At 49.1% G+C, this 26,363-nt stretch carries 19 protein-coding genes; 8 read left to right on the forward strand and 11 right to left on the reverse strand.

The genetic code is table 11. From position 1 onward, the window contains the following. Nucleotides 1-44: 44 nt before the first annotated feature. Nucleotides 45-755, reverse strand: a complete 711-nt coding sequence (locus tag ACY2RQ_RS17340) for a UTRA domain-containing protein (protein ID WP_490114257.1) — start codon at nt 753-755, stop codon at nt 45-47. A 156-nt stretch (nt 756-911) separates the two neighbouring features. On the opposite strand from ACY2RQ_RS17340, the gene phnW reads away from it, so the two are divergent. The 3 genes from phnW (at nt 912) to ACY2RQ_RS17355 (ending at nt 5,172) form a co-directional block, all read left to right on the forward strand. Further along, nucleotides 912-2,084 (forward strand): 2-aminoethylphosphonate--pyruvate transaminase, encoded by a 1,173-nt coding sequence (phnW, locus tag ACY2RQ_RS17345; protein ID WP_490114258.1) that lies wholly within the window; start codon nt 912-914, stop codon nt 2,082-2,084. Beyond that, nucleotides 2,081-2,911 (forward strand): phosphonoacetaldehyde hydrolase, encoded by an 831-nt coding sequence (phnX, locus tag ACY2RQ_RS17350; RefSeq protein ID WP_490114259.1) that lies wholly within the window; start codon nt 2,081-2,083, stop codon nt 2,909-2,911. Before phnW ends, phnX begins: the two co-directional genes overlap by 4 nt. A 119-nt stretch (nt 2,912-3,030) precedes the next feature. Further along, nucleotides 3,031-5,172, forward strand: coding sequence for a hypothetical protein (locus tag ACY2RQ_RS17355; protein WP_490114260.1), 2,142 nt, complete (start codon nt 3,031-3,033; stop codon nt 5,170-5,172). Between the two features lie 182 nt (nt 5,173-5,354). Here the strand turns inward: ACY2RQ_RS17355 and ACY2RQ_RS17360 are convergent, their stop codons facing one another. Next, complete coding sequence (locus tag ACY2RQ_RS17360) at nt 5,355-6,905, reverse strand: aldehyde dehydrogenase family protein (protein ID WP_490114261.1); 1,551 nt, start codon at nt 6,903-6,905, stop codon at nt 5,355-5,357. A gap of 200 nt (nt 6,906-7,105) precedes the next feature. Here ACY2RQ_RS17360 and ACY2RQ_RS17365 point away from each other — a divergent pair, with 200 nt between their 5' ends. The 5 genes from ACY2RQ_RS17365 to ACY2RQ_RS17385 all read left to right on the forward strand — a co-directional run bounded on the left by ACY2RQ_RS17365 (nt 7,106) and on the right by ACY2RQ_RS17385 (nt 11,211). Beyond that, nucleotides 7,106-8,284, forward strand: coding sequence for a serine/threonine-protein kinase (locus tag ACY2RQ_RS17365; RefSeq protein ID WP_490114262.1), 1,179 nt, complete (start codon nt 7,106-7,108; stop codon nt 8,282-8,284). A 135-nt stretch (nt 8,285-8,419) separates the two neighbouring features. Continuing rightward, the gene (locus tag ACY2RQ_RS17370; protein WP_490114263.1) at nt 8,420-8,980 is read left to right on the forward strand and encodes an LPS-assembly lipoprotein LptE; all 561 of its coding nucleotides are present in this window, start codon (nt 8,420-8,422) and stop codon (nt 8,978-8,980) included. Then, complete coding sequence (holA, locus tag ACY2RQ_RS17375) at nt 8,977-10,029, forward strand: DNA polymerase III subunit delta (RefSeq protein WP_490114264.1); 1,053 nt, start codon at nt 8,977-8,979, stop codon at nt 10,027-10,029. The genes ACY2RQ_RS17370 and holA overlap by 4 nt, the downstream gene beginning before the upstream one ends. Before the next feature lie 33 nt (nt 10,030-10,062). Beyond that, nucleotides 10,063-10,683 (forward strand): LysE family translocator, encoded by a 621-nt coding sequence (locus ACY2RQ_RS17380; protein ID WP_490114265.1) that lies wholly within the window; start codon nt 10,063-10,065, stop codon nt 10,681-10,683. 243 nt (nt 10,684-10,926) lie between these two features. Beyond that, nucleotides 10,927-11,211 carry a hypothetical protein gene (locus ACY2RQ_RS17385; RefSeq protein WP_490114266.1) on the forward strand — a complete coding sequence of 95 codons (285 nt, stop codon included), beginning with the start codon at nt 10,927-10,929 and terminating at the stop codon, nt 11,209-11,211. A gap of 19 nt (nt 11,212-11,230) precedes the next feature. On the opposite strand, the gene ACY2RQ_RS17390 is transcribed toward ACY2RQ_RS17385, so the two are convergent. The 9 genes from ACY2RQ_RS17390 to ACY2RQ_RS17430 all read right to left on the reverse strand — a co-directional run. After that, nucleotides 11,231-12,400: a dipeptidase gene (locus ACY2RQ_RS17390; RefSeq protein WP_490114267.1), complete on the reverse strand. Its 1,170-nt coding sequence runs from the start codon at nt 12,398-12,400 to the stop codon at nt 11,231-11,233. Nucleotides 12,401-12,603: 203 nt separating this feature from the next. Further along, a complete protein-coding gene (locus ACY2RQ_RS17395) occupies nt 12,604-12,903 on the reverse strand; it encodes a YciI family protein (RefSeq protein ID WP_490114268.1) in 300 nt (99 codons plus the stop codon). Between the two features lie 136 nt (nt 12,904-13,039). Then, nucleotides 13,040-15,178: a two-component system response regulator gene (locus ACY2RQ_RS17400; protein ID WP_490114269.1), complete on the reverse strand. Its 2,139-nt coding sequence runs from the start codon at nt 15,176-15,178 to the stop codon at nt 13,040-13,042. An 18-nt stretch (nt 15,179-15,196) separates the two neighbouring features. Beyond that, nucleotides 15,197-15,766 carry a chemotaxis protein CheB gene (locus ACY2RQ_RS17405; protein ID WP_490114270.1) on the reverse strand — a complete coding sequence of 190 codons (570 nt, stop codon included), beginning with the start codon at nt 15,764-15,766 and terminating at the stop codon, nt 15,197-15,199. Then, nucleotides 15,766-16,599: a CheR family methyltransferase gene (locus ACY2RQ_RS17410; RefSeq protein ID WP_490114271.1), complete on the reverse strand. Its 834-nt coding sequence runs from the start codon at nt 16,597-16,599 to the stop codon at nt 15,766-15,768. Before ACY2RQ_RS17410 ends, ACY2RQ_RS17405 begins: the two co-directional genes overlap by 1 nt. After that, nucleotides 16,596-20,858, reverse strand: coding sequence for a response regulator (locus ACY2RQ_RS17415; RefSeq protein WP_490114272.1), 4,263 nt, complete (start codon nt 20,856-20,858; stop codon nt 16,596-16,598). Before ACY2RQ_RS17415 ends, ACY2RQ_RS17410 begins: the two co-directional genes overlap by 4 nt. Before the next feature lie 165 nt (nt 20,859-21,023). Beyond that, a complete protein-coding gene (locus ACY2RQ_RS17420; RefSeq protein ID WP_490114273.1) occupies nt 21,024-21,821 on the reverse strand; it encodes an OmpA family protein in 798 nt (265 codons plus the stop codon). A gap of 75 nt (nt 21,822-21,896) precedes the next feature. After that, nucleotides 21,897-23,267 (reverse strand): TolC family outer membrane protein, encoded by a 1,371-nt coding sequence (locus ACY2RQ_RS17425; RefSeq protein ID WP_490114274.1) that lies wholly within the window; start codon nt 23,265-23,267, stop codon nt 21,897-21,899. Nucleotides 23,268-23,299: 32 nt separating this feature from the next. Next, the coding region (locus tag ACY2RQ_RS17430) for a VWA domain-containing protein (protein WP_490114275.1) at nt 23,300-26,363 on the reverse strand (3,064 nt) is incomplete at its 5' end.

The following is a 26,363-nucleotide window of genomic DNA, read 5'->3' on the forward strand; positions in this document are numbered from 1 at the left end:
TTAGGAGCGATTTGTGACGAAACTGTGACATCCATGCAGAGATTTTATGATCTTGCGTGTAGCTCTATAGCGTCATGGAGCCAGTAATCAATATCAAACTCCACCGCCCGGTTGTTTCGGTCAAAACGAATGCGTTCAATATTAATAGCAGGGGTTCCCGGGGCAACCTGCAACTGTTCGGCCTGAATATCATCAAGGGCAGTTGAGCGAATGCGAGCCTCTTCGCCAGCAATCCAGATATTGTATTTATCCCGCAGCAGTTCTGTCAGGGAAGCATCCAGCACCTGATCTTCCAGCTGGGGAAAACACTGTTCAATCAGGTAGAGGTTTTCCAGCAGAACCGGGCGTCCATCCAGCATTCTTAAACGACACAAAATGTATGCGGTTTCACAGCCAAGAATATCCTGAACCTGTGCAGGGGCTTGCGCTTTGCTGCATGAGATAAACTGTGTTGACGGTATAAACCCCTGTGATTTCGCATCATGGAGAAAGTGCATACGCCGGGCCGGATTACAGATAAACCGTGACGGCGCAACAAACCAGCCCCGACGGGGCTGTCGATAAATAAGCCCTTTCCCAGCCAGACGCATCAATGCCTCTCTGGCAGTAACCCGGGTACAGCCAAAGTGTTCCTGTAACTCCCGTTCTGATGGCAACCGTTCTCCTGTTGTCAGCTTTCTTGTACGAATGCTATGTTCCAGATCACTCAAAATAGCCTGAAATGGACGGGTAACCGGCACCGCTGTTTCTGTCACTGATAATTCCTGATAGGGAGCTGTAATAAAAATTTCACTTCTAAAAAAGACGGTACGACATTGACGCAAGAATACCGGAACATTAACCTTTTCTGCAAACTGGTATAGACCAGAAAAACCAGACGACCTGCTTACAGTGCAGGTCAAGGTAAAAACATGTTCATATCCGCCCCAAAAGCAAGCGATAACTACCTGCTTTTAACGCCAGGTCCCCTGACAACATCTCCCGGCGTACGCGCTGCCATGAACCGGGACCTGAGCACCTGGGATGTTGATTACAACCACCGGGTACAAAGCATCCGTCGTCAGTTAACCCGACTGGCAACCTCCGCCCACGGATACACCTCGGTCCTGATGCAGGGCTGCGGCACCGGCAGTGTAGAAGCCACCGCAGGCAGTGTAATTCCCCCGAACGGAAAACTTCTGGTGCTGGCTAACGGAGCTTACGGCCTGCGGATTGCGGAAATATGTCACTATCTTCATATCAATCACACCCTGCTGGACTTTGGTGAGCTTGGGGCTATTAACCCGGAGCAGGTGCGCAGGACGCTTGTCGATGATAAAGACATTACCCATGTAATTCTCGTGCACTGTGAAACCACCACCGGACGCCTTAATCCTCTGGAAGAACTGGCCGCTGTCGTTAAAGAGCAAAAGCGCTGCCTGATTCTTGATGCCATGAGCAGCTTTGGTGGCATCCCCATGGATATTGATAAACTGGGTATAGATTTTGTTATCAGTTCTGCCAACAAATGTATTCAGGGGATTCCCGGTTTCGGGTTTGTTGTCGCCCGTCAGCAGGCGCTGGAAGAATCCGCAGATCATGCCCGCTCGCTGACCTTTGACCTCTACCAACAGTGGCGCTGTATGGAAGATAACAGCGGCAAATGGCGGTTCACTTCCCCCACCCACACTGTACTGGCCTTTGAACAGGCCCTGCTGGAGCTGGAGGAAGAAGGAGGCATTCACGCCCGTTACCAGCGTTACTGCGAAAACCACAGGATTCTGGTTAGAGGTATGGAATCCCTGGGCTTCCGTTGTCTGCTGGAGCCACTGGATCAGTCGCCGATCATCACTTCTTTCTATACCCCCGAGCATCCCGCCTTTGAGTTTCAACGTTTTTATGACGCACTTAAGCAGCAAGGGTTTGTGATTTATCCGGGCAAGGTGTCCAAAGCTCCCTGTTTCCGTATCGGCAATATCGGTCATGTTTTCCCTGAAGACTTTCACGCACTGATTGATGCAGTTGAAAGCGTTATCGACTGGTCCCGCTCGCCTCAGACCACAGCCCAGGCAACAGAACAAAATAGCGGGAGCATTACACCATGAGTTTCCACTATCAGCGTCGCTACACCGGCCCTTTGCAGGCCGTGATTATGGATATGGCCGGAACAGTTATAGACTTTGGTTCCATGGCACCGGTGAAAGCCCTCTGTCGTCTGTTTGCTGATGCAGGTGTACCCATAACTGCCAGCCAGGCCCGGATTCCCATGGGTACCCACAAAAAAGAGCATATCCACCAGATTCTGCTGATGCCGGATGTCTCTTCCCGCTGGCAGGAGAAATATGGCAAAACCCCGAACCTGCAAACCCTGAATGACCTGTACGCTACCTTTGTACCCCTGCAGGTTGAAATAATTGAGCAGAACTCCACCCTGATTCCTGGCGCAGCTGATGTGCTGCACACCATGAAAGAACAGGGTCTGAAACTGGGCAGCAATACCGGTTATAACCGGGAGATGCTCGAAGCCATTCTTCCTATGGCCAGAGAGCAGGGCTACAGCCCCGAAAGCGCTGTATGCGTGGATGATGTTTCCCATGGCCGCCCGCTACCGGAAATGTGCCTGAAAAATATGCTCGACCTGAAGGTAAGGTGCGTACAGTCCTGCGTTAAAATTGACGACAGTGGAGTAGGTATAGAAGAGGGCCTGAACGCTGGCATGTGGACAATCGGCCTGGCTATCAGCGGCAATGAAGTGGGACTGGAGTTTGAAGAGTGGCTGGCTCTTTCACAGGAAGAACAGAACCGCCTGAGAGCCAGAGCCTGTGACAGGCTGTACCAGTCCGGTACCCACTATGTGGTGGATTCCATTGCCGATATCCTGCCCTGCCTGAAGGATATTAATAATCGTCTCGCCCGTGGTGAGAAGCCCTGATTCTGATTGCCCAAAAACAGGCTGACAGCCTTGTCAGTTCTGCTGACAGCACACTGGAATTATCACCCCAGACATAATGTCTAACGGGAGGTAATTTGGGCTTCTGTCAGGGATTGACTATGGCAACAAGAAAAACGGAACAAAGCCGAACGGCTCTGACGCTTTCGCTCTCAACCTTATCTGATATTCACCAGCCCGCCACCGGCCCGACCGTCTGGTGTCGGCAGGTTCGCACTCTTAGAGACCAGCCCCACAGGGCCACCAGACGCTCACAGAAACACTCACAGTCCAACCGGCGCAGCCAGGCCTTCTCAATTCATGACGGTTCCTCTGAAAAAAAGACCTCCCCTTGCACCCCCTATCCATTTACCATTGGGAAACCCCTGTCCGGACCCAGAGACCGTTTAAGTCTTGTCCTTGAAGATGTAAAAGTCCTTCACGGTGAAACAGACAGCAGAGTTGAGGCCGCCCTGAGCTTTTTCAAACGGGGACTCAGTCGTGAAGAAAATCTGCTCCAGCTTTTCTCCAGTTTTGACCGGAAACTTTCATACATTCAGCAAACGCAACCCACTCCAGAAGCAGCGAAGCAAGTCTCCCTGTACCGAGAATTTATCAGGGATAACCTGAAATTCTGCACCAATTACCCGGAGTTACTGGTACCCAAAAAACCTCTTCGTGTTGAAAAAAACTTTGGCTCTGGTTCCATGTCCACAGTTTCACGGATACATTTGGCCGATGGCAGGATAATGATTTTCAAGCCGGATCTTCCCTGCATCGAAGCCAATGATGTGACTGTACAGGCGGGCATTCCCAGCAACAGACCAGAACTTGGCACACGCAGTATTGCCTCCTGCCATATCGCCCGTCATCTCGGCTTTTCCTGTATCCCCGATACAATCGGTGCAGTTCAAATCGGTGCAGTTCAAACAGGGCTGACAGGTACATTACAGACTTTTCAGGCAGGAACGCTGCAAACATTTATCGACGGTATTTCCATACGCTCTCATACCAGAGAAATGCCGACGATTGACCGTGAAATTCTTTGCATGTGTATAAGAGGTAAAATGATGTTCCTTGATGAACACTTCCTGTTACCTGACCACATTCGGATACAGGTGAAGATACTGACTGAATATACCAGCACAATGATTCCCGGACGCTCGCCGAATGATAAGCTCGCCGATGCCATACTGAGCGGTGTGTTATCTGAACCTGATTATTTTGAAATATCTCCCGATACCAGAATTGAGGCAGAAAGAGCTGTTGAAACAGTTAATCGCCCCCACCTTCTCCAATTAATTACCACGGGAAAGGTTCGCCTGCGAACACCCCAGGAATTTATGGCAATAAAAGCCATGCAGGGGCATGCCACTTATTTTAAGAAAGAATACTACCCTGACTTACTGATTGATTTCTCACACCCGGAGCTGCAAAAACAAATGGCTGTCTGCCAGGATATTGATCTACTGGAAGGGCAGGTTGACCGTAATCCCGGCAATATTCTGTTTGTTCCCTGCCACAACCGGGAGGCCGGAGATCACTACCAGCCCCGACTGATTGATAACGATCTGTCGTTCAGTAAGGCTTTCAAGGATTTTAACGAGACAACCTTTAAGAAAGTTGATCCCAAAGGGGTTTCATCTATGGCAAAACTGATCGACAGTGATATGGATACCGCCTTGAAAAAACTTACACCCGGGACACTGGAAAACCTGCTGACAACAGCTCATTTCATCAATCCGCAGGAGCAGGAAGCCTGCAAAATGCGTTTGGAATGCCTGCAAAAGAGAAGTGAAGACCCGGAAGTCGCCCTTGTAGATAATTGGAACGACGAAACTTATCGCCAGCAATTACTGACACCGTCAAACAACTACCTGGCCTATATGGTCATGGCCAGGGTTATGACAGCGGAGAACAGCCCTGACTTTTTCGAAACATTACAGGAAAGCATTGCAAAAAATGGTTACCTGGCGAGGGATTGTCTGTTCAGCACAGGTATCTACCGGCTCAGCCCTGCGCAGACATCAGCAATTCTGGAAGCGGACTTCCTCAGTGAACATCAACTGATTTTTAAGGAAGCACTGAACTACACGGATAAATCCAAAGTCCTCAAACTCTACGCCAAAAGCAGAAACAAACACTTAGCCGAACAGCTTCTGATGAGGGATGAGCAAGGAAAAAGAAAAATTCAGACACTGATTGATAATTTCGACGATACAGCCTGCAACTTGCAATTTATCAGCCGGGGCAGAAGCAGTTGAAAACAAGCTGAAAATAAAAGCCCGAACAGTTTTCTGTCCGGGGCGTCCCGTCAGATCATTAAACACGTGCCCCCACAGCACCTGTTAATAAACAGGTCGCATGACTTGCAGATTCACCGGAAGCCAGGCTGGATTAATACAATAAGTGCAATCGTCTGACTATCCCTTATAAGCCAACTCTGTTACAAAAGTTTCTTTTTTCTCCGGGGCGGTCTTTTCACCAATAGTTCAAGGGCTAACCCGACCCTGGCCAGAGCAAACAGCTTCCCTGCTCCTGCCGGGCGTAACACCGCTTTCATTAAATGGCTCATAAGGTTGAGCTTCTTCGCTGAATAAGGGTACCAGTTAGGCTCGGGCTTGCCGCTGGTATGGTCGATAAGAACGGCCTTGGAACGGATCATGCCCAGCAGCCCTTCCACGCCCTTCATCCGACCATAGCCCGAGTATTTCACACCGCCAAAGGGCAGGCCTGCATTGCCTTCTGTCAGCATCACATTATTAATATTCACACTGCCGACCACTACTGCCCGGGCCATTTTGTCCGCACGCTCGTCACTGGCTGTCCAGATACTGGTGCTCAGGCCAAAATCACAGGCATTGTGGAGCTTTACAGCATCTTCATCGGAGACAAACCGGAATACCGGCACAACCGGTCCAAAAGTCTCTTCTCTGGCCAGTTTCATATCCGAAGTCACATCCAGCACAATGGTTGGCTTATACATATGCTTGCTGGAAGGCTCACCTCCACAGAGGATATTTGCCCCTTTCTCCCGGGCATCCCTGACCTGCCCCTTAATAATATCCATCTGAAAAGGGGTGGTAATTGCGCCCATATCATCATCCGGGCCAGTGCCGAGGGTTATCCTGGAGAACGCCTTGTTCAACCTTTGGACGAAATCATCGTAAACGCCCGCCTGTACATACAAACGCTCAACAGACGTACAGCTCTGACCGCTGTTATGCATATTGCCCCAGGCTGCGGCTCCTACAGCCCGATCAAGGTCGGCATCATCACAGACGATCATGGCATCCTTGGAACCCAGCTCTGCCACTACCGGAATCACCAAAGGAGCGGCCTGCTCCAGAATCTTTTTCCCCGTGCGCACACTGCCAGTAAAGGCGATCAGATCCGGCCGACTGGAGATCAACTTGCGGGCGACTTCCCCACTGCCATGAACAACGGTTATAGCCTCTGCCAACAGGGGAGACAGGTTGCGTATTTCCTCAAAAATATCCTGTAACGGCGTCTGTTCAGAAGGCTTGAGAATCACCGCATTCCCCGCCGCGAAAGCGAACATGGCCGCTGTACCGGCTATGGCCAGGGGCAGGTTCCATGGGGAGATAACCAGCACCACCCCCCTTGGCTCATGGTAAATCCAGGACTTTTTCCCAAACAGAGTGAGTGGCGTCTGCACCTTTTTATCCGCCAGAATATCTTCCGCGTTCTGAGTCAGCCAATGGCAGTCCTCCATGATCTGCATCATATCTGACAGCATCGCATCCCCACGACAGCGCCCCGTCTCCTCAACAATACGATCCAGCAGCCGTTGCTCATTGGTCTGGAGATAATCAAGCAAGCGGCGGATTTCTGCCACCCGCTCAGCAACAGTGGTTTTTTGCAGGGTATGGCTGGTCGCCCGGGCATGACTGAAGGCCGCAGAAATCTCCTCATCACTGCTTTCCTGCAAGCTGTAGAGAATGTCACCGGTCACAGGATTAATAACATTGATCACTGGGATACACGCCTTACAGAGGCCAGAGAAGGTGGCGCCAGTGTAGACCCTCTGACCATATTTCAAGGAAAATCCCCTAATTCCGGTGCCTCTCTCATTATAAAGTCAGGAACAGCACAAACTTTTCGGAGACTTATTCTCCTCTGCATATTCCCCTCTATAGTTAGGGGTTAAGAGATAAATGCAAGGAAGCTGAATTTATGGCCGATCCATCCATCCGTCCCGACCGGACTCCCCGATCCCCGGCCCAGCCCGAAGGGTACCGCCTGAAGCCCTTCCTGTTCGATCCAAAGCAATGGGGCCCCAGGCTGGTATTCCTGGTGAAAAAGGCTCGTAGAAAAATCACTCATGTTTTTGATATCCCCCGGGCGATGTTCAAGTCTCTGAAAAAACGTGCGGTGAAGCTGGTAAACCCAGTACCGCGATTTCCCCGTTCATCTAAAAACCTGAAATCCAGTGATCTCCATACATTTAAGACACTGGGTGAGGGAGTATTTGGAAAAGTTGAAAGCGTATTCCCTGGAAAGGCTGGTCCCCTGCGTATTCATAAGGCTGCCAAAGACAAAAGCACTGATAATGAACTCACGAAAGAGCAGGAGACGCTGAAAAGGCTTGATCATCCCAATATTATAAAAGCCGCAGATGTTTCCGGTACCCAGAAAACGGATATGTATATGGAAAACGGGGGTGCTCCACTCAGTCTTCTTATTAAAGGGAAACAACCCGCGTTTGAAGATGGCGATGACTTCAGAATGGAAGGAATAAGACCCACCGGTACTCCCCCCCCAGAGGGTACACCAACTCAACCCCGTGGAGGTGCACTCCCCCCCAAACTGATCAAGAGCATCTTCAACCAAACTTTGAAGGGGCTGCGCTATCTGGAAAGTGAACAAATTATTCATCGGGACCTTAAGCCTGACAATATTCTTATTGATCAGGAAGGGCGGGTGCGTATCGCTGATTTCGGCATGGCCTGCGAATATGGACAGACGAGGACCGGTATTTTCTATGGAACGCCACTCTACTTGGCCCCGGAATCCATCTCGAGGGCAATAAATCAAGTCCCATTCGCCTACAGCCCAGCCTCCGATATGTTTTCAGCCGGGTGTGTATTTTATGAGCTGCTAACGGGAAGAAAATACCAGGAAGACCCAGGGGGCAATGATCTGCAATGGCAACTTCAGGAAGTGGCCCGGCAGGCTCAACTTAAACACAATTTCACTACAATTCATCAGGCCATTAAGGATAACAACCCAGAAATGGGTGACAATGACGTTCAACAAGCTGCCCAGCTGGTTTACGGCATGTTGAATCCAAATCCAGACGCCCGTCCCACAGCCCAGCAAACTCTGCAAACTCCTCTGTTTGCCTCCCAGTAAACACATCCAGGGCTGGTGACTCTACGGTAGCCAGCCCTTCCGCTGTATAAGCTGCCTTACAATCATCGTTTTCCAGTGAGCACGGGGTTATAATCCTCTGCTCAGGAATGATCCGGCTAACAGCGAACCAGTAATATGAAGCGAATTCAAAGGATTTTCTCTCCGGTCCTGGTGACCCTCTTTGCACTTATGATAACCGCCTGCGGTTTTCAGCTGCGGGGCACAGTAGATGTCGCGTCCGACCTCAAAAATCTTGCTGTTGACGCTCCGGAACGCAGCTTCCAGCAGCTGCTGACTAACAGGCTGACCCAGACCGGCATTGCCGTTACAGATTCAGCTCCCTATAAAGTCACTGTTCTGAGCCTGGAGCACAAAGAAGAAATTGCCAGCACCTCCGGCGGCAGCATTGTTACTGACTATGATGTAATCGGCACTCTAAAGTGGCAGCTGTCCGATGATTCGGGGCTGGTTCTGATACCCGCCAGTGAACTGGTTCAGTACGGCACCTACCAGCGTCGACATAATGAATATAATGCTTCCCGGATTGAGTTTAATCGGGTCTGGAAGGAGATGCAGTCCAGCCTCGCCGCTGCCCTGACCCGCAGAATCGCCTCCCTGACCGACGCCCAGCTTCAGGCAGAAGCGGAGAAGGCCAGAAAAGCCGCTGCCCAACAGGCCGGCCAGGGCCAACCGTGAAGTTAAAAGCCGACCAGTTACCTAACCAGCTCCGCAAGGAGCTGGCTCCTGTGTACATAGTCTCAGGGGATGAACCCCTGCAGATTGAAGAAGCCTGCGACAATATCCGTAAAGCCGCCCTGGACAACGGTTATACCGACCGTACGGTGCATCATGTTGACCCGGGCTTTGCTTGGCAGGAGATTCTTGCCGAAGCCAACAGCCTTTCCCTTTTTGCTACCCGCCAATTGATTGAGCTGCGTGTTCCTTTCGACAAAGTGGGAGATGGGAAAAAAGTTCTGCAGGAATACGCGGAGCGGCTCCCCCCAGACACCATGCTGCTGATTATCACTACCCGCATCAGCAAAAAGCAGGAAAAGACCAAATGGTTTGCAGCTCTGGAAAAACATGGTGTTTTTGTGCAGATCTGGCCTGTTGAACCCCATCAGCTCCCCGGTTGGATTGGCCAGCGCCTTCGTAAAGCCGGTCTTAACGCAGAACCTGAAGCCATTACCCTGCTTGCAGACCTGCTGGAAGGTAACCTTCTTGCCGCTGCCCAGGAGGTGGAACGGCTCAAGCTTCTGGCCAGCGATGAAGCCATTACCGTCGATACCGTGCGCAACGTAGTGGCGGACAATGCCCGCTATGATGTATTCGGCCTGGCAGACGCTGTTCTGGCAGGTGACATCCGCCACAGTCTGAGAATTTACAATGGCCTGATGGCCGAGGGCATTGAGCTAACGATTATGCTCTGGTCCCTCAGCCGGGAACTGCGCCTGAGCAATCATATAGCCAGCTGTCTTCGCCAGGGCATAACCCTGGACGCCGCTATTGAACAGGTTGCTAAAACCCACAGACAGATGCCCTTTCTGCTGAAAAAGAAGAAAAACAGTTATATGAATTTTGTGCAACGCCATGGTGAACGGGCGATTCGGGAGATGATGGGCAAAGCCGCCTTGATTGACCGTACGCTGAAAGGGGTTGAGCCTGAATATACTTCAGCTGATGAACTGCTTGGCTTAACCATGCGCATGGCCGGTCTGCCTACGCCGACATCCCTGTATCAATAATTTTTTAATTCTATAATAAACGGTAGACGTAGTATGTCTCTATCCGAATGGTTACCTTTATTCGCGGTTTTCCTGCTTGGTGCCGCCACCCCTGGTCCCAGTCTCGCCGTAGTCATCAAAAATACCCTGAATGGTTCCCGCTTACATGGGGTTGTTACAGGGTTTAGTCACAGCCTTGGCATAGCCGTGTATGCTTTGATTGCCACAACCGGCCTGTCAGTGGTGATTACCAGTTCTCCAGTCATCTTTAAATCCCTGACTTGGGCGGGTGCTGCTTATCTGGCCTGGCTGGGTATAAAAAGCCTGCGGGCAAAAGTGGAGGAATATGATGACACAGAGCTGGAGAACAAAAAGCATATCTCTTTATCAGAATCCGCCCGCCAGGGTTTTCTGATCTCGTTTCTGAACCCGAAGATCGCGATTTTCTTTCTGGCGCTGTTCAGCCAGTTTATTCAACCCGGTGATACCCTGGCGAACAAGGCCATTATTACCTTTACCGCCACAGCCGTTGACGGACTCTGGTATGCCCTGATGGCCATTGTCTTCAGCCATCCAAAACTGCTTCCGGCGCTGCAGAAACGAACTGGAGCCATCAATAAGGCGACAGGTATTGTTTTGATTGTGATTGCTTTGCGGATACTGCTGTCTTTCTAAACTGCAGTTTTTCTAAAAAGATTCGTCAGTTCCATCCCCAAGCCCAGAAAATTCCGAGGGAGACCCCTCGCACACAAATGTCAGCCCTGTAAGGCTGCTGCAACCAGGCAGCAGCCTCCAGGAGCCCGTTACCCCAAAGAGTTACTACCCGACTTTAGTCGGAACTTTTTCACTTCTGAGAACTTTTCCTGCCCGATTCCTGTCAACAGATCCAGACAAAACAGTTATCCACCGGGAGGTAATATGAACAGACAGGACGTTGCATGGTTATTCGTCAGGGGAAGTGGTTTATGGATGCTGGTACTGGCTCTGCAGACTCTGCCGGTACTGTTTTTGACATTGCCGGATTTCAGCATGGTGATTCTGCACTGGGATATTTATACAGACCTGTCGTGGCAGGAGTTTGCGGCCAGAGGACCAGTGGTTGATTCTTCCAGATCCCTTATTCAGATGACTGTTTATCTCTGTGGCGCTGCAAGGTTGATTACCAGGGCCGATAGACTCATTGATTATTTGGGCCAGGAATAAATACGAATTGATGGCTGCTTTATTTCTGCGGCAGCCATGTCAACAGGAAGTCTTTAAGGTTCTCACCCATTACCCGACGAATTTCATGCTCACTCAAGCCTTCATTCAGCAAAGCCTGAGTGAGCACAGCCATCTGTCCGCCATCAAAGGGGGTAGTAACGGCACCATCAAAATCTGAACCCAGGGCTACGCTGTTGACGCCCACAACATCAATTGCGTAACGAATCATTTTGGCTATGCCTGCCGGAGAGTCATCACAGATTGCCTCTTCCCAAAAACCAATGCCAATAAGTCCGCCTTTTCTTGCGACAGCACGTAACAAATTATTGGAAATATTTCTGGGGGATTCACACAGTCCACGCATACCTGTGTGGGAAATAATAACAGGTCGGCTGGCCATGGTCAGAACATCACCCACAACCTGGGGTGATGAATGGGCCAGGTCCACAATAATATTCATATCTTCCATAAGGGTGACAGCAGCACGGCCAAATTCTGTTAAACCAGCATTGGAGACACCATGCAGAGAACCACCCAGTTTATTATCGAAGAAATGTTGAAGCCCCATAATCCGGTAACCGGCACTATAGAGTTTACGGATATTGGCCAGCTTGCCATCCAGGGCATGGGAGCCTTCTGTCGCCAACAGTGCCGCAAGTTGAGAACTTCCGGCCGCACGCCTGTTAAGAACGTTCTGCAAGTCTGATCTGGTACGTACAACCGCAAGGGTGCCATGCTCACCACCCTGGTAATGTTCAAGCCTCTGGGCCTGATACAGGGCACGTTCATTCAGGCTGCTCCAGGTTCTGAAAGGCCAAGTCTGCACAATGGATAGCAGGGTTATAGTATCCAGGGCATCAGCTTCATTATTCTCATAATTCAATCCCTGAGGGGATTTAGTAACAGCGGCAAAAACCTGAATGGCAACATTGCTTTGATTCAGGCGGGGTAAATCAACATGGCCAAATGTGGAACGCCTGCGTAAATCACGGCTCCATAACAGGCTGTCTGTGTGCATATCACCGATAAGCAGGGTTTTGTGCAGCTCCCGGGCAGAGGTTGAAACCTCTGGTACATCAACGGGTTCAACTTTATTCATATTGCGCTCTATATACGCGGGTACCAGCCAGAGAGTGAGGAGAATAAGGATGATACCCAAGAGGGAACTGGTGCCGAAGAGCTTGCGCATGAATAATATTGATCTTTCTTATTCTTGATTTGAGGATTGTAAATCAAATCAACAAATAACGGGATAAACTCAGAAAAAAATACCAGAAATCATTTCCATTTCTTCTGAGTTCATCCATGCAGGAGTGGTTACATTCCCATCACTGGTTTGGGAACATAACCGGGCTGATATGTTTCAGTCTACCAACAGCAGAAACTTAGAATTCAGGGAAGAACTTTCTTGAACGGTTTTACAACAGCATTGTCAATCACTCCTGCAGCAACATACGGATCTTCATCTGCCCACTGCTGAGCATCTTCAAGGCTGTCAAACTCAGCCACTATCAAACTTCCGGTAAACCCTGCCTCACCGGGATCATTGCTGTCTATCGCTGGAAAAGGTCCGGCCAGCACCAAACGACCATCAGCTTTAAGCTCTTCCAAACGTGCAAGATGCTCTGTTCTACAGGTTTTACGGAGTGGCAAAGAATCATCCACATCCTGAGTCATTACCGTATACAACATAAACCTTCTTCCCCCGAGAGTGAACTGTGGTGGATATTCTAATGCAGATAACGGGCAGCGGGAATTTTCAAACAGCTACATGCCAGGAATACTCCTGGAAAGCAGGCCAAAAATTGATCCGTAAGAGGTTACGGGTTTAACTGCGGGTGGAGTTTCGGGAGTTGTCTTCAGGATAACGTCCTGCAACCGGCATAATCCAGCCCTCAAAATCAAGTCGGGTAATGCTTTTCGGACCACCCAGTAAACTCCCCTGGGCTCTGTCATATTCCAGGTCTTTCAGGAAAACGAGCTGTTGTGGGGATTCAACACCTTCTGCTACAGAGCGAATGCCCATATCGTGGGCCAGATCAGTGACGGCCTTGAGAATACCTTCCACTCGTTTGTCCTGACCAATTTCCCGAATATAGAGTTGATCAACTTTCACAATATCCACAGGCAGGCGACGCAGGTAATTTAACGCAGACGTACCACTGCCAAAATTATCCAGAACAATATGAACGCCCTGTTTCCTCAAAGCATCGAGGGATTCAACCAGCTTACCGGAAATATTGCTGACAATGCGCTCAGACAGTTCCAACTCAAGCTGCCCAGGCTCAAAGCCATGACTCTCAATCATCTTTTCAATCAGCTTCTGAATATCTTCATTACGGCACTGGCTGAGAGATAAATTCACCGCGAAGGTAATATTCCTGCGAGCAGCATCACTGCCATGCCAGCTCTGCATCTCCCTGCAGGTATTTTCAAGAGTCCATTCCCCCAGCACATTCATCAACCGCAGGTTTTCCACCATGGGCAGGAACTCGTCTGGCAACCATTCTCTACCATCATGATTCCACCGTAAAACAGATTCATAACCGGCGACCATTGACGTTTGTAAAGAGACCATCGGCTGATATAGCAGTTCAAAATTACCATTGCGAACTGCATCTTTAAGGGCCTGTTCCGTATTTGCACGACGCTGCCCTTCTGCCTGCATATCTGCGGTAAAGAACCGATAACCTTTACGGCCAGTCTTCTTGGTTACATACATTGCAGTATCGGCGGCTTTAATCAGCGCTGTTGCATCAGTCGCACAATCCGGCCAGGTAGCCACACCCACACTGGTACTGACATGAAGTTCCCGCCCCGCCAGGTTATGAGGCTTGCTGATGGTTTCCACGATTTTCTCGGCAACCAGTTTTACATCTTCCGGCCTGGCCACATCATCCAGCACAATGGCGAATTCATCGCCTCCCAGACGGGCGATCATATCTCCTTCCCGCACACAGCTATGGAGCCTTTCCGCCACACTGGTAAGCAATTCGTCACCCACATCATGGCCTAGGGAATCATTAACCTGTTTAAAGTGGTCAAGATCGAGGAACATAACCGCAGTACTTCGTTCACGGCGTTTGCTGCGGGCCATGGAAGCATTCAAAAACTCCATAAACAAAGTACGATTGGCCAGCCCTGTCAGGCCGTCGTATTTTGCCAGTTGAGTCAGATGTTCTTCCAGTTGTACCCGTTCGGTAATATCCCGGAAGACCAGAACGCCACCGGTAATTTCACCTTTATTGTCCCGCATGGGCGAGAGGTTAAATTCAATAGGCCTGCTGTTGCCATTCTGCTTGCGCATACGGCTGACCTGTCTATATACGGCTTCTGACTTATTATTGCTCAGCCACTGGTTAATCAGTTTCTCTACACCAGGGTCATAAAACCAGGGGAACACTGGCTGCCCTTTTAAATCCTTCTCATCGGCATCCAACAGTTCCAATGCCGCAGGGTTGGCAAACTCCACATTACCGGTAATACCCAAACCAAGAATCCCTTCACCGGCGCTGTTTAACAGCAGCCGATTCTTCTCACTCATTTCCCGCAAATTAACTGTCAGCGCCTCCATCTCCAGACGCCGTTGTTCCAACTGTAAAAACACTTTGACTTTGCCAAGGAGAATATCGGGATTGACCGGCTTATAGAGATAATCGACAGCCCCCGATTCATAACCCAGGGAAACATGTTTATCTTCTTTGCTGATAGCGGTCACAAAAATAATGGGGATAGTGGCTGTCGCCTTATTGGCCCGCATTAACTGAGCCGTTTCAAAGCCATCCATTACCGGCATCTGCACATCAAGAAGAACCACTGCAAACCGGTTCCGGAGTACCAGTCTCAAAGCTTCCTCACCTGAATCGGCTTTCACCACTTCCACTTGTAACGGCTTCAACAGCTTGCCCATTGCCAACAGGTTTTCCGGTTTGTCATCCACCACCAGAATTTTCGGTAAGCTATCCATGCTTAAAATCATCCAACGTTAAGAGCCAGGTATCCGGGTTAGTTTCAGCAACTGTATTGTTAAACAATCCAGTTCCATAGCATTACTGTTATCACTATCGGCCAGAGCAGCTTTCGGCATAACCGGAATCTCTGCTGTTTCCGGGTTCTGTACCAGTACTCGACCTCCTTCTTCCCTTATTCTCCTGGCCCCTGTGGCACCATCCTGGCTGGCACCCGTCAGGACGATACCAACGCCCTGTTCACCACTGACTTCCGCAACAGATTCAAACAGAACATCAATAGAAGGGCGGGCATGGTTGACCAGCCCATCCATCGATAAGCTGACTGTTCCATCCCCATTCAACAGCATATGGTAATCCGGTGGAGCAACCAGCACAGTTCCGGGCCTGACAAGTTCCTTATCTTCCGCCAGACACACCTCAAGGGTAATCCGGCTGTTAAGCCATTTCACAATACCCCTGCCGGACTTATGACTAAGATGTTGCACCACCAGAATCGGCAAGGAATAGGTCTTTGGTAGCTGCCAAAGCAGCTGCACCAGGGCACGACTCCCTCCTGCTGAGGCTCCTATGGCAATAACACGCATCAGCCCTTCTCCCCGGATTTGCGTCGGAAGATTTTCAATTCAGCATCCAGAACTTCAAAATCATTCACAACAGAGGAAAATCGCAGGCTTTCCCGGGGGCCAAGGCATAATATACCGCCGGAACAAAGGCTGTCCCTTAGCAGGCCAAGTACACGATCCTGCAGGGAGCGGTTGAAGTAGATAAGAACATTCCTGCACATCACCAGATGCATCTCACCAAACACCTGATCTGTGACCAGATTATGGTTGGCAAATGTCATTCTTTTCTGCAATGCCCGATCCATACGCAGAGAACGGTAACGCTGAAAACAGAAATCAGAGACCAACCCTTCTCCGCCATTCTCCCGATAATTCTCTTCCCACTTGGGCAGATGCACTGTGCTGTAAATGCCTTTACGGGCAATATTCAAAGCTTCTTCATTGTAATCGGTGGCATAAATCTGGGTGCGTTGAAGTAAGCCAGCCTGTTGAAGAAGAATGGCCATCGACCAGGCTTCTTCTCCTGTGGCGCAACCCGCATGCCATATACGGCAGAAGGGAAATGTCGCCAGCCAGGGCAGAACAGACTCCCTGAGTTCTCGAAAAAACAGCGGATCACGAAACATCTCGGTAACAGGCACAGACAAACTGCGCAGCAGGTCTGCAAATGCCTGCCGGTTATCCACTATCTGGTTGGTCAACGCATCAAGGGAGCCAAACTCCGACTTCTCCAGATGCTGGCGCACACGGCGATTAAGGGATGCTGGCGCATAATCCTGGAAATCGTAACCATAATGGTCTGCCACGGCTTTCAGCAACCGGCCAATATCCCCAGAGGAGGCCGATGTACTCATGCCTGCCCATCATCTTCATGACCGCCCGCCGTATTTCCGCCTTGCAGCCAGACCCGCAGCATAGCCACCAGACTGTCGATATCAATCGGCTTGGTCATATAATCCGAAGCGCCCGCCTGAATACACTTGTCACGGTCTTCAGCCATGGCCTTTGCCGTAAGGGCAATAACCGGCAGGTCTTTAAACTTATCCTGGGCACGAATACGTCCCATGGCCTCATAGCCGTCCATCACCGGCATCATTATATCCATCAGCACCAGTTCAATACTGTCGCCTTCTTTCTCCAGCTGTTCTAAAGCCAGCTCGCCATTATCCGCCAGAACAATATCCATCTGATATTTCTGCAGGGCTTTGGAGAGGGCGAAAGTGTTGCGCAGATCATCATCCACAAGCAGTATCTTGCGTCCTTTCAGGAAATCATCGCCAACAGGAGGCGTGGCCGCAGGTTTTTTATGTGGCTTTGGTCTGGCGACGGTATTCAGGAACAGGGAAACTTCATCCTGCAGTCTCTCGCTGGATGCGGTTTCCCCTTTCATCACCATGGTTCCCGAGAGGCTGTCCAGTGACTTGTACCTTTCCCGACTCATAGCTTCCGAGGTGTAAATAATCACCTTCGGAAGCTCATCACCGTACTGGCTTTTCAGGGATTCAAGCAGTACATCTCCACTTTCATCGGGAAGGTTCAATTCAAGAATCACTGTACTTACAGCCTCACTGGCAATCGCTTCCCGGGCTTCTGCCGCTGTGGCCACATGTATAATTTCTGAGCGGCCTTTCAGGTAATCACTGATCTGCTCATAGACTGCGCTGTCCTGATCCACAACCAGAACCTTTCCTTCGGCCTGACTCTCAAAACTGTTGAAGAGTCCTTCCAGCTTGGCGTTACTGACAGGCTTGATGAGGTATTCCACAGCCCCCAGAGCAATAAGGGAATCATCACGGTCACGACCGGACATAATATGAACAGGAATATCCGCTGTTTCCGGCTGGTTTTTTACGGCCTCTAATACTTCTCGCCCGTCCATATCCGGCAGGCCAAGATCCAGAATAACGGCTTGGGGCAAATGCTTTCTGGCCATATCCATGGCTTCCTGCCCGGTATTGGCGACCAGACAGGAACACCCATGGTTTTTAGCAAGACGATAGAGGACCCTTGAGAATTCCAGATCATCCTCAACCACAAGAATGGGGCGGGTTTCGCCAATCTGGTTACGATCATCATCAACCCCAGTAACCGTGGAAACCTCTGAGGAAGTTACCGTTTTTGCGGAAGACTCCTCCGCAATATTTACATCTTCAGGGCTATACTCTCCTGCACCTGCAGGCAGCTCAGTGATCTCAGCAGGAATAAGAAGTGAAAAGACAGAGCCTTTCCCCTCAGTACTGGTGACACGCATTTCCCCGCCCAGAAGAATAGCCATTTCCCTGGCAATGGAGAGTCCCAGTCCGGTTCCCCCATATTTACGGCTGGTTGAACCATCGGCCTGCTGAAAAGCATTAAAAATAGCCTGCTGCTTATCTTCAGAAATACCGATACCTGAGTCTTCCACCGCAAGGCTAAGGGCACCGTGTTTGCGCAGTCCTTCTACCGCAAAATCAGACGACGGATTAATAGTGGAAACATGCAGTTTTATCCCACCCCGCTCGGTAAATTTAAAGGCATTGGAGAGCAGGTTCTTCAGAATCTGCATAACCCGCTGGCCATCTGTTTTAATATTTACATCGGCTCTTGTATTTCTGTGAATTCCAAACTGTAGCTTCTTCTCTTTCGCCAGTGGCTCAAACTGGTTCCGGACCTGTTCCAAAAGACTCTCAATGGAAACCTCTTCCAAATTCAGGGTCATCTTTCCAGCTTCGACTTTGGACAGATCAAGAATATCGTTAATCAGTTCCAGCAGATCATGACCAACTTTGTGGATAACCTGGGCGGATTCCACCTGATCTTCCGTCAGGTTCTGCTCTTCGTTATCCGACAGCATACGAGCCAGAATCAACATACTGTTAAGGGGGGTACGCAGCTCATGGGACATATTTGCCAGAAATTCAGACTTGTATTTATTCACCTGTTCCAGTTCCTGGGCCTTGCGTTCTATGGCTTTCCGTGATTCTTCAATCTCCTGATTCTTTAATTCGATTTCTTCTTTCTGATGAAACAGAGATTCACTTTTCTCTTCCAGCTCAGCGTTAGCCCTCTGCAGTTCATCGGACTGGGATTTCAGCTCTTCTTCTGACTCTTTCAGAATACCCGTCTGCTGCTCCAGTTCTTCATTAGCTGCACGCAGGTTTTCCTGCTGTTGCTGCATTTCCCTGGCCTGATTAGTGGTTTTATCAAGCAGCTCCTGCACCCGCTCCCGGGCCTGAACAGAATTTATCGCGATAGCCACACTTTCCATAGCCGCATCCAGAAATTCCCGGGATCTCTCTTCCAGCTCTCCCTGCAGGGCAAACTCAAGAACGGCTTTAACTTCATTCTCATAGATCACCGGCAATACAAGCACCCTGTCCGGCGCAGAGCTGCCAAGGCCGGATTCAATGGCATAGTAATCATCGGGAACCAGCACTGTCAGCGCCTGTGCTTCCAGAGCGGCCTGGCCGGGAAGCCCTTCTCCCAGGGCAAAGGCACTGCCAATACGCTTTCTGACCGAGAGAGCAAAACTGCCCATCATCTGTAAACGGCGACCGTCTTTCACCACATACATGGCACCCATGGGAATATCGAGATAGCGGCAGAGGGTGGTAATAATATTCCGACACAGTTCGGCCATGGTCTGCTCGCCACGGACGGTTTCATTTAATTTGGCAGCCCCGTTCTGGTGCCAGCTGCGGGAATCATTATCCACACTGACCTTACGCAACCGCTCGGTCATAATCTGGAAGCTTCTTGAAAGGGCTCCGATTTCATTGTTCTGCTTGATGATTTCCCCATCCACATATCTGCCGGAAGCAACCTGGTTTACCCATTGGGTAATACGCCGCACGGGAGAAACTATGCGACGGGTAATCAGCCCTGAAATAACCAGCACAATAAGGCTTGTCACACCAATCATCAGTAGAAGCTGATTACGGAACCTCGTTACCGGTGCCATAGCCATATCGAAATCCATTTCCGTGAGCAAAATCATAGACGTACCGGCAACCTGTATATTTCGATACAGGCCCAGAACTTTCTTTCCCTCACTGTGCTGATAAGCACTGATATGTGAACCACCACCGGAAAGATCATCCAGCTGCTCATCACCACTGTTATGATCATGGCCATGTTCGTCTCCATGCTCATCTGTGCCCTGATCCCTATGATTTTCTTGGACATATCCAGCCATCGCTATATCACCATGACGTTCAATATACTGACCATGGCTGTCAAAATGGCCAATCCACTCATTAACAGGAGCAATATTTATGGGTTTATCAGTAAATGCTTCCCTCTCCGAATAAAAACGAATTTTCTTATCCTTACCCACAACATAAGCAGCGACATGATCACTAAGATCGAGGCTCTGGCTCAAAATGTAAGCGATATCTTCTTTGGCCCAGATTTGCGTGGCCATAAACCCGACCACCTGTTCCCTATCGTTCACAAGAGGAAGGATAAAAAAGCTGACCTTCTCCTCCCCCGCCGGGAAATAGTGTTCCTGATCTGAGTACAAACGTTTGTTTTTCTTTATGGCTTCAGACGCTGTGCGAGAGAACAGCGTTTCACTTAACTCACCTTGGAACAGGTTTTCGCCGAAATCTGTATAACGGCCAACGGAGTAAACAATATTGCCTTCCGCATCACCAATCAGCACATCGGAATAATTATAAAAACGCATCAGGTCAATAAATTCGATGTTGTAGCGATCAACCAACTGATAATACTGGACGCTGCTCAATAACGTTTGAAAGTCAGGCTGTTGCTTGTTTAATTCAGTAAATTCGGTCAGGAACTCCACAGCCTTGCCACTGCGGAAGTTCATATTTACCACGATATTATCGAAGTAATCTCCAAGTTGCCGGGCCAGCATCAGGTTAACTGTGGATAACTCCTCCTGCCGGCTTTCAAGGATGTTATCCCTGGCATTTTTGTATTCCACAATGCCGACAATCACCAGAGGCAGAAGCGAGAGCACTAAAAACCAGCTGAACAGGGTTCTACCAAGGCCAAGACGCACATGGTCAGAACCATCTTTGGCTTTTTCTGGTTCTGGATTCTGGGTTAAAGGCTTATCTGGAGTATTTTGCCCTGACATAATTCCGGCTTCCGATTGAATAACATTCAAAATCCCCCTGATACTGCCGAATTCCTGGCAGTCTTAATCCGGCAGGGCAGGTATCTGAATATTCATCGACCAGCGGAAGCAACTCTGGACAACCGGAATATCTCGACAGAAATGAAAAGGCAGCCGGGATGGCTGCCTTTTATAAAAGCGGATGAAAGGGCTTAATCAACTCCCATCACGTACAACCTGCAGAACAACACGGCGGTTCAGGGCACGACCGACCTCTGTGGCGTTATCCGCGACGGGCTCCAGCTCACCAGCACCGGATACGGTTACAGTCAGGCTGTCCACACCCTGCTCAACAAAAAAGTTCCTGACCTCGCGGGCCCGCTGCAGAGACAGAATCTGGTTATATTTCTCCGCACCGAAGCTATCGGTATGGCCGGTAATACTGATCTTCAGGGCAGGATTCTCTTTCAGAATTTTTACCTGCTCCAGCAATACCGTATTGGCCTGCTCCGTAAGGTTTGCGGAATCAAAATCAAAAGTCACATCGTTAAGAACGATTTTCTGCACCGGAGGGCAGCCTTTCGCATCCACCTTTACTCCGGCGGGTGTTTCCGGGCAGACATCGTCAGCGTTTACTACGCCATCCAGGTCATCATCCTGGGGAACCGGCAGAACCACAGACTCTTCAACAACCGCTACGGGCTCTGCCAGGGAGCAACCCTCAGCATCTACGGTTTTACCAATCGGAGTGCCCGGACACTTGTCCTTACTATCCTTAACACCATCACCATCACTGTCACCATCCAGTAGATGACAGACCAGCGCACCAACAAGAGCACCACCAATAGCGCCCTTAATGGCCGTACGGCCTTCATCCATCGCACCCGCGCCACCACCAATGGCCGCACCTGTTACAACACAGGTTGCGTCACGCTCAAATGAGCTCATGTTGGAGCAGCCAGCCATAGCCAGCACAACGGTTGAAAAAAGTGTCCCCTTAATAATTGTATTCATACTCAAATATCCATTTGATTTTTATTCATCGCTATCGCGATTATTATTTTCTGTTTAACTCTTTAACTTAACTCTTTAAGCCGCCGAACCACGCCGAACCGCCAGCCCGCACTTGTTTTCAACAGGCATGCTGGCTTGCAATGTATTCAACAAAGCGCCTTCACTATGAAGAAGACGGTACTTGCTGTATATCAAATCATAATCAGCACTGGTTTTGGAATTGGTGGCAGTAAAATATTCATTCTGGCTGTCCAGCAAATCCAGCAGGGTTCTGGTGCCCGCTTCAAACTGACGATCATACAGATTCAAAGCCTTCTTTGCATTCTGCTCATGGGCAATTAACTGCTTTAAGCGGGATTTACCAGAATCCACCGCAATCCATGACAGACGGACTTCTTCTGTAATCTGCCTTACCGCACGGTTACGGATTTCCATAGCTTCATTCACCAGCTTGCTGGTCTGACTTCTACGGGCACTATCCGCACCACCGTTATAAAGATTAAGGGACATACGCAACATAGCGGTATGGTTATAAATCGTGCCTTTTCCACCATTCTGATCCTTGCCCCAGTCTGCCCCCAGTTCAGCGGTTACTGTAGGCATAAACCGGCTTTTGCTGGCATCGTACTGAGCTTTGGCTTCATTGACATCTGCCTGGGTAATCATCATCACAGGGTGACCATTCATGGCCTGGCTTATGGCTTCATCCAGAGATTTGGGCAACCCGGCAGGGGCAGAAGGACGGGCATATTTTTTGGGAAGATTACCAACAATACGCTGATAAGCAGTTTTGCTGTCACGGAGCGTTGCTTCACTCGCGATCAGATTTGCCCTTGCCAACAGCAAGCGGCTTTCTGCCTGGGCAATATCCGCGTCTGTTCCCATATCCGTGCCACGCTTGCGAATCAGTTCAACAATGCGTTCGTGTTCACTGACATTATCCCGGGCGTTTTTCACCAGCTGATCATTAAGCATCACATCGGTATAGGCTCTGGCAGCCTGCAAGCCGATATTTTCGGAAATAGAGCAAACCTCATAATCCGAAGCTTCTTTGCTGGCCAGCTGGCGGTCTACTTCGCTGCTTGTGGCAAAGCCATCAAAGAGTATCTGTCGCAGATTGATCGCAGCTTCCCGGCGGGTGCGATCCTGGTTTTTGTGTCTGCTGGTGCCATTTCGCAGTGCTCCAATAGTTGTCGCATTGCGGCTGTTCTCATATCCAACACCCGCCGTTAAATTTACAGATGGCAGATAACCGGCTCTGGCCTGGCGTATAGCATCGTTCTGTGCATCGGCGCTGGAGATTCTGATAAGAACTTCCGGGTTGCTTTGCAGGGCCGCGTTAATTGCGTCCTGCAGGGAGTCTGAGTGTGCAGGTACAGCCGCAACAGCAACAATAGATAACATCGGAACAACAAATGCCAATCCCATGGTCTTTATATTTTTCATTCTCTTCTCTCCTTGAGATGTTTTCTTTAAATTTAAACGAGTAGTTGTCCGCTATTTACCAGCTGGGTTAATACATTCTCGGTCATATCGCCGCTTTGGCTACTCCAGTCAGACTGAGCGACACTTTCCAGTTTTATATTCAAGGTAAACTGATTGATCGGTGTATCCTGTTCATGGACATAACTAATAGTGGTACTGTTCTCCTGCGAATTATTGGTGAATGCCACATTCAATAAGTTCGCTAAATCTTGAACAGTTAACTCCGTCTGAGATACCAGCAATCCAGTAAGATCAAGAATATCGCCATCCTGTGTGCTATTGCTTAACATGAAATCCCTAATCACATCATTCTGTTGATAGCTTCCATTATTCAGGTAATCATGATCCACCAAGTCTGCCAGGTTGAATTTAAATGTATCAACACCACCATGACCTTGTAACGTATCATTACCAATACCGCCGATAATCAGATCATTGCCCGCATCACCATTAATTACGTCATTACCCCGTCCACCAATCAGGAGGTCGTTATCACCTCCACCATATATTGTGTCATTACCAGCTCCGCCATAAATCACATCACGGCCACCGCCACCATACAGAATGTCGTCACCCCCACCTCCGTCGATCAAATCCTGGCCAGCGGCCCCTCTATATTCGTTAGAACCATTACTGAGATCTACGACCAGATCATGACCTGCACGGGCATTGAAATTATCAGCACTATTGATATCGGTAAAAGAGTCATTCCCCGGTGTTCCGCTCTGATTTCCACCAGTATCACTGATAATGTTGGCGTTAGGGTCTGCGGGAAAAACAAAATCTGCTGCACTTCCAGTATCAGATACTTTAATAGTTAAACTGGCCTGATTGGAAGTATTTCCGGCAGTATCAACAAGCGTGTATGACACTGTCTCTGTAATTGTTCCACCACCGGAAATATCCGCAGCGGTAAAACTGACCTCCCCTGAATAGTGAACAACCAGAATGCCCAGGGCTATACCTGCGGACATGACGGTAATAGTTTGTTTATTGTCACTGCCATTATTCAACGTGTAGGTTGTTCCATTAACAGTCACTGTGGATACAAAGGCCGTTGTCCCATTACCCAGACTATGGATAACAAGGTTATCATTCACCCCCTGCCGTACAGTTTCCAATAATGTATCCCTCAGGGATATATTTCCTGTCAGTTTGATCGACTCACCGGGGTAAGCAATATCATTCAGGCGCTCACCATTATATGTATTCAAATCCTGACCATTTTGCTGATAACTCTGAATACCAATGGCATAAGAACGCTCAATGTTATAGTCCTGCAGAAAACCTTCCCAGTCTCCCCGATTTGGATTTCCATTACGGGGATCACCATCAGAAATAAAGTACACTACATTATTTGCAGAACCATCAATCCTCCCCTGATACAGTGCATTCTGAAAAGCAGCTGTTGCTGAATCCAGCCCGGCATCGTAGTTAGTACCTCCATCTGCAGAGAAATTACCGGCTGTATTTAAATAAGTAACAGCGCTGTCAGCATCCCCGAACATCTGAACAGAGCCGGCACTTCCTGAAAAACGGGTCAGAATCACATTAACATGTCCCTGCTCCCCATAAGCGGCCACAAGATCTGCAAGTGCTTCTCTGGCAACCTGCAGCGATGTTTGATTACCCTGGGGCGTTTCCTGCTCTACAGATTTCCACCCCATGCTCCCCGATACATCCAGGCTTAATAACAGGTTGAACGTTGGCGTAGCATGATCTTCTGCGGAGATACCAAGATCTCTGGCAACATCATCGCTCTCTACATCTGCAAATGCTGCCGTATTTGCTCCGAGCTGGATACCGCCAGAAGGATTGCTGAGCACAACCGAAAAGTTCTCAGTGTTCTCAAACAAAGCGTCATCTGTAGCCTCTACCCGTATCAGAAAACCACTTTGCCCTGAAGTCAGGCTGACACTTCCGCCATTAACCAGGCTGTTCCATGAATTACCATTATCAAAGCTGACCTCCAGCCCTGACAAATCTATATCTGTCAGCGCTGCCGAGCCTGCGGTTACAGTGACATCAACTTCCGACTGTGTTTCTACAGGTCCAGATGTTTCAACTCCAAATATTGCGTACCCTTCAGCCTCATTTTCTGAGGTTAATGAATCAATAGTTTGAATATTCACTTCAACTGAACTGATTGAATCAATTGTCAGCGTGCAGTCATGAATATCCCCATCGCTATCAGTAATGACATAATCAAACTGCAATCTGTCCGCGTCACTACCAAGAAGATCATACTGAACAAACTCATAAGTTCCATCCGGATTCACTGTTAGAACAAATGCCTGTTTCTCTATTCCATTATCGTCGTATACACCAACCAGCTGGTTTGCATTGTTACTAACCCGCAGGGAGACAATCGTTCCATCAGGCAATGTAACAGAGTCACTTTGGGTACTATTTAATAAAATAGAACCAGGCCCATCTGCACCGAAGTCGGTATTTAACTGACCAGTGGCTGACGCAATTGCAATATTGGCCATGAACACAACTGATTCAACATTGAAATCGCTGTTATCTTCTCCTGTTGCATTGTTATTGTTAGCTGCCTGAATCTCAACCTTATCAAAAACCCCTCCAGTCTGCCCCGTATTAAAGGAAGCATTCGTAAGGATAAATTCCTGCGAACTCACCTCTTGTCCGTTGCGATAGAAAATCACCTTGCCCTTCTCTTGTTCTCCTGTATAAAAGGCTGAAAGATTCAAGGTTATTCCATTCGCGACCTGACCATTTAAATCAATCACAATAGCTTCTGAGTGAGTGCTGCCATCAGGGTCAATACGGAAGTTCAACTCATTGAAACGTACCGGATTACCTCCTCCTGTATCACCACTGACCGAGATAACACCTGAACCACCAGATGTAATATTCAAACTCGCAGCGGTTCCACCATCATAATCTCTGGCTGAAATTATTGTTCCATGGGTTTGAATAAACTGCCCATTAAGAGCATTTGATGATGTCAAATCTATTGTTGCATTCAAACCATTAAGATTAACGGTTTCAACATCATCCTCCGTCGGGGTGCATGAGGGTACACCATCATTT

The organism is Parendozoicomonas sp. 209JJ7-1, assembly GCF_058147085.1.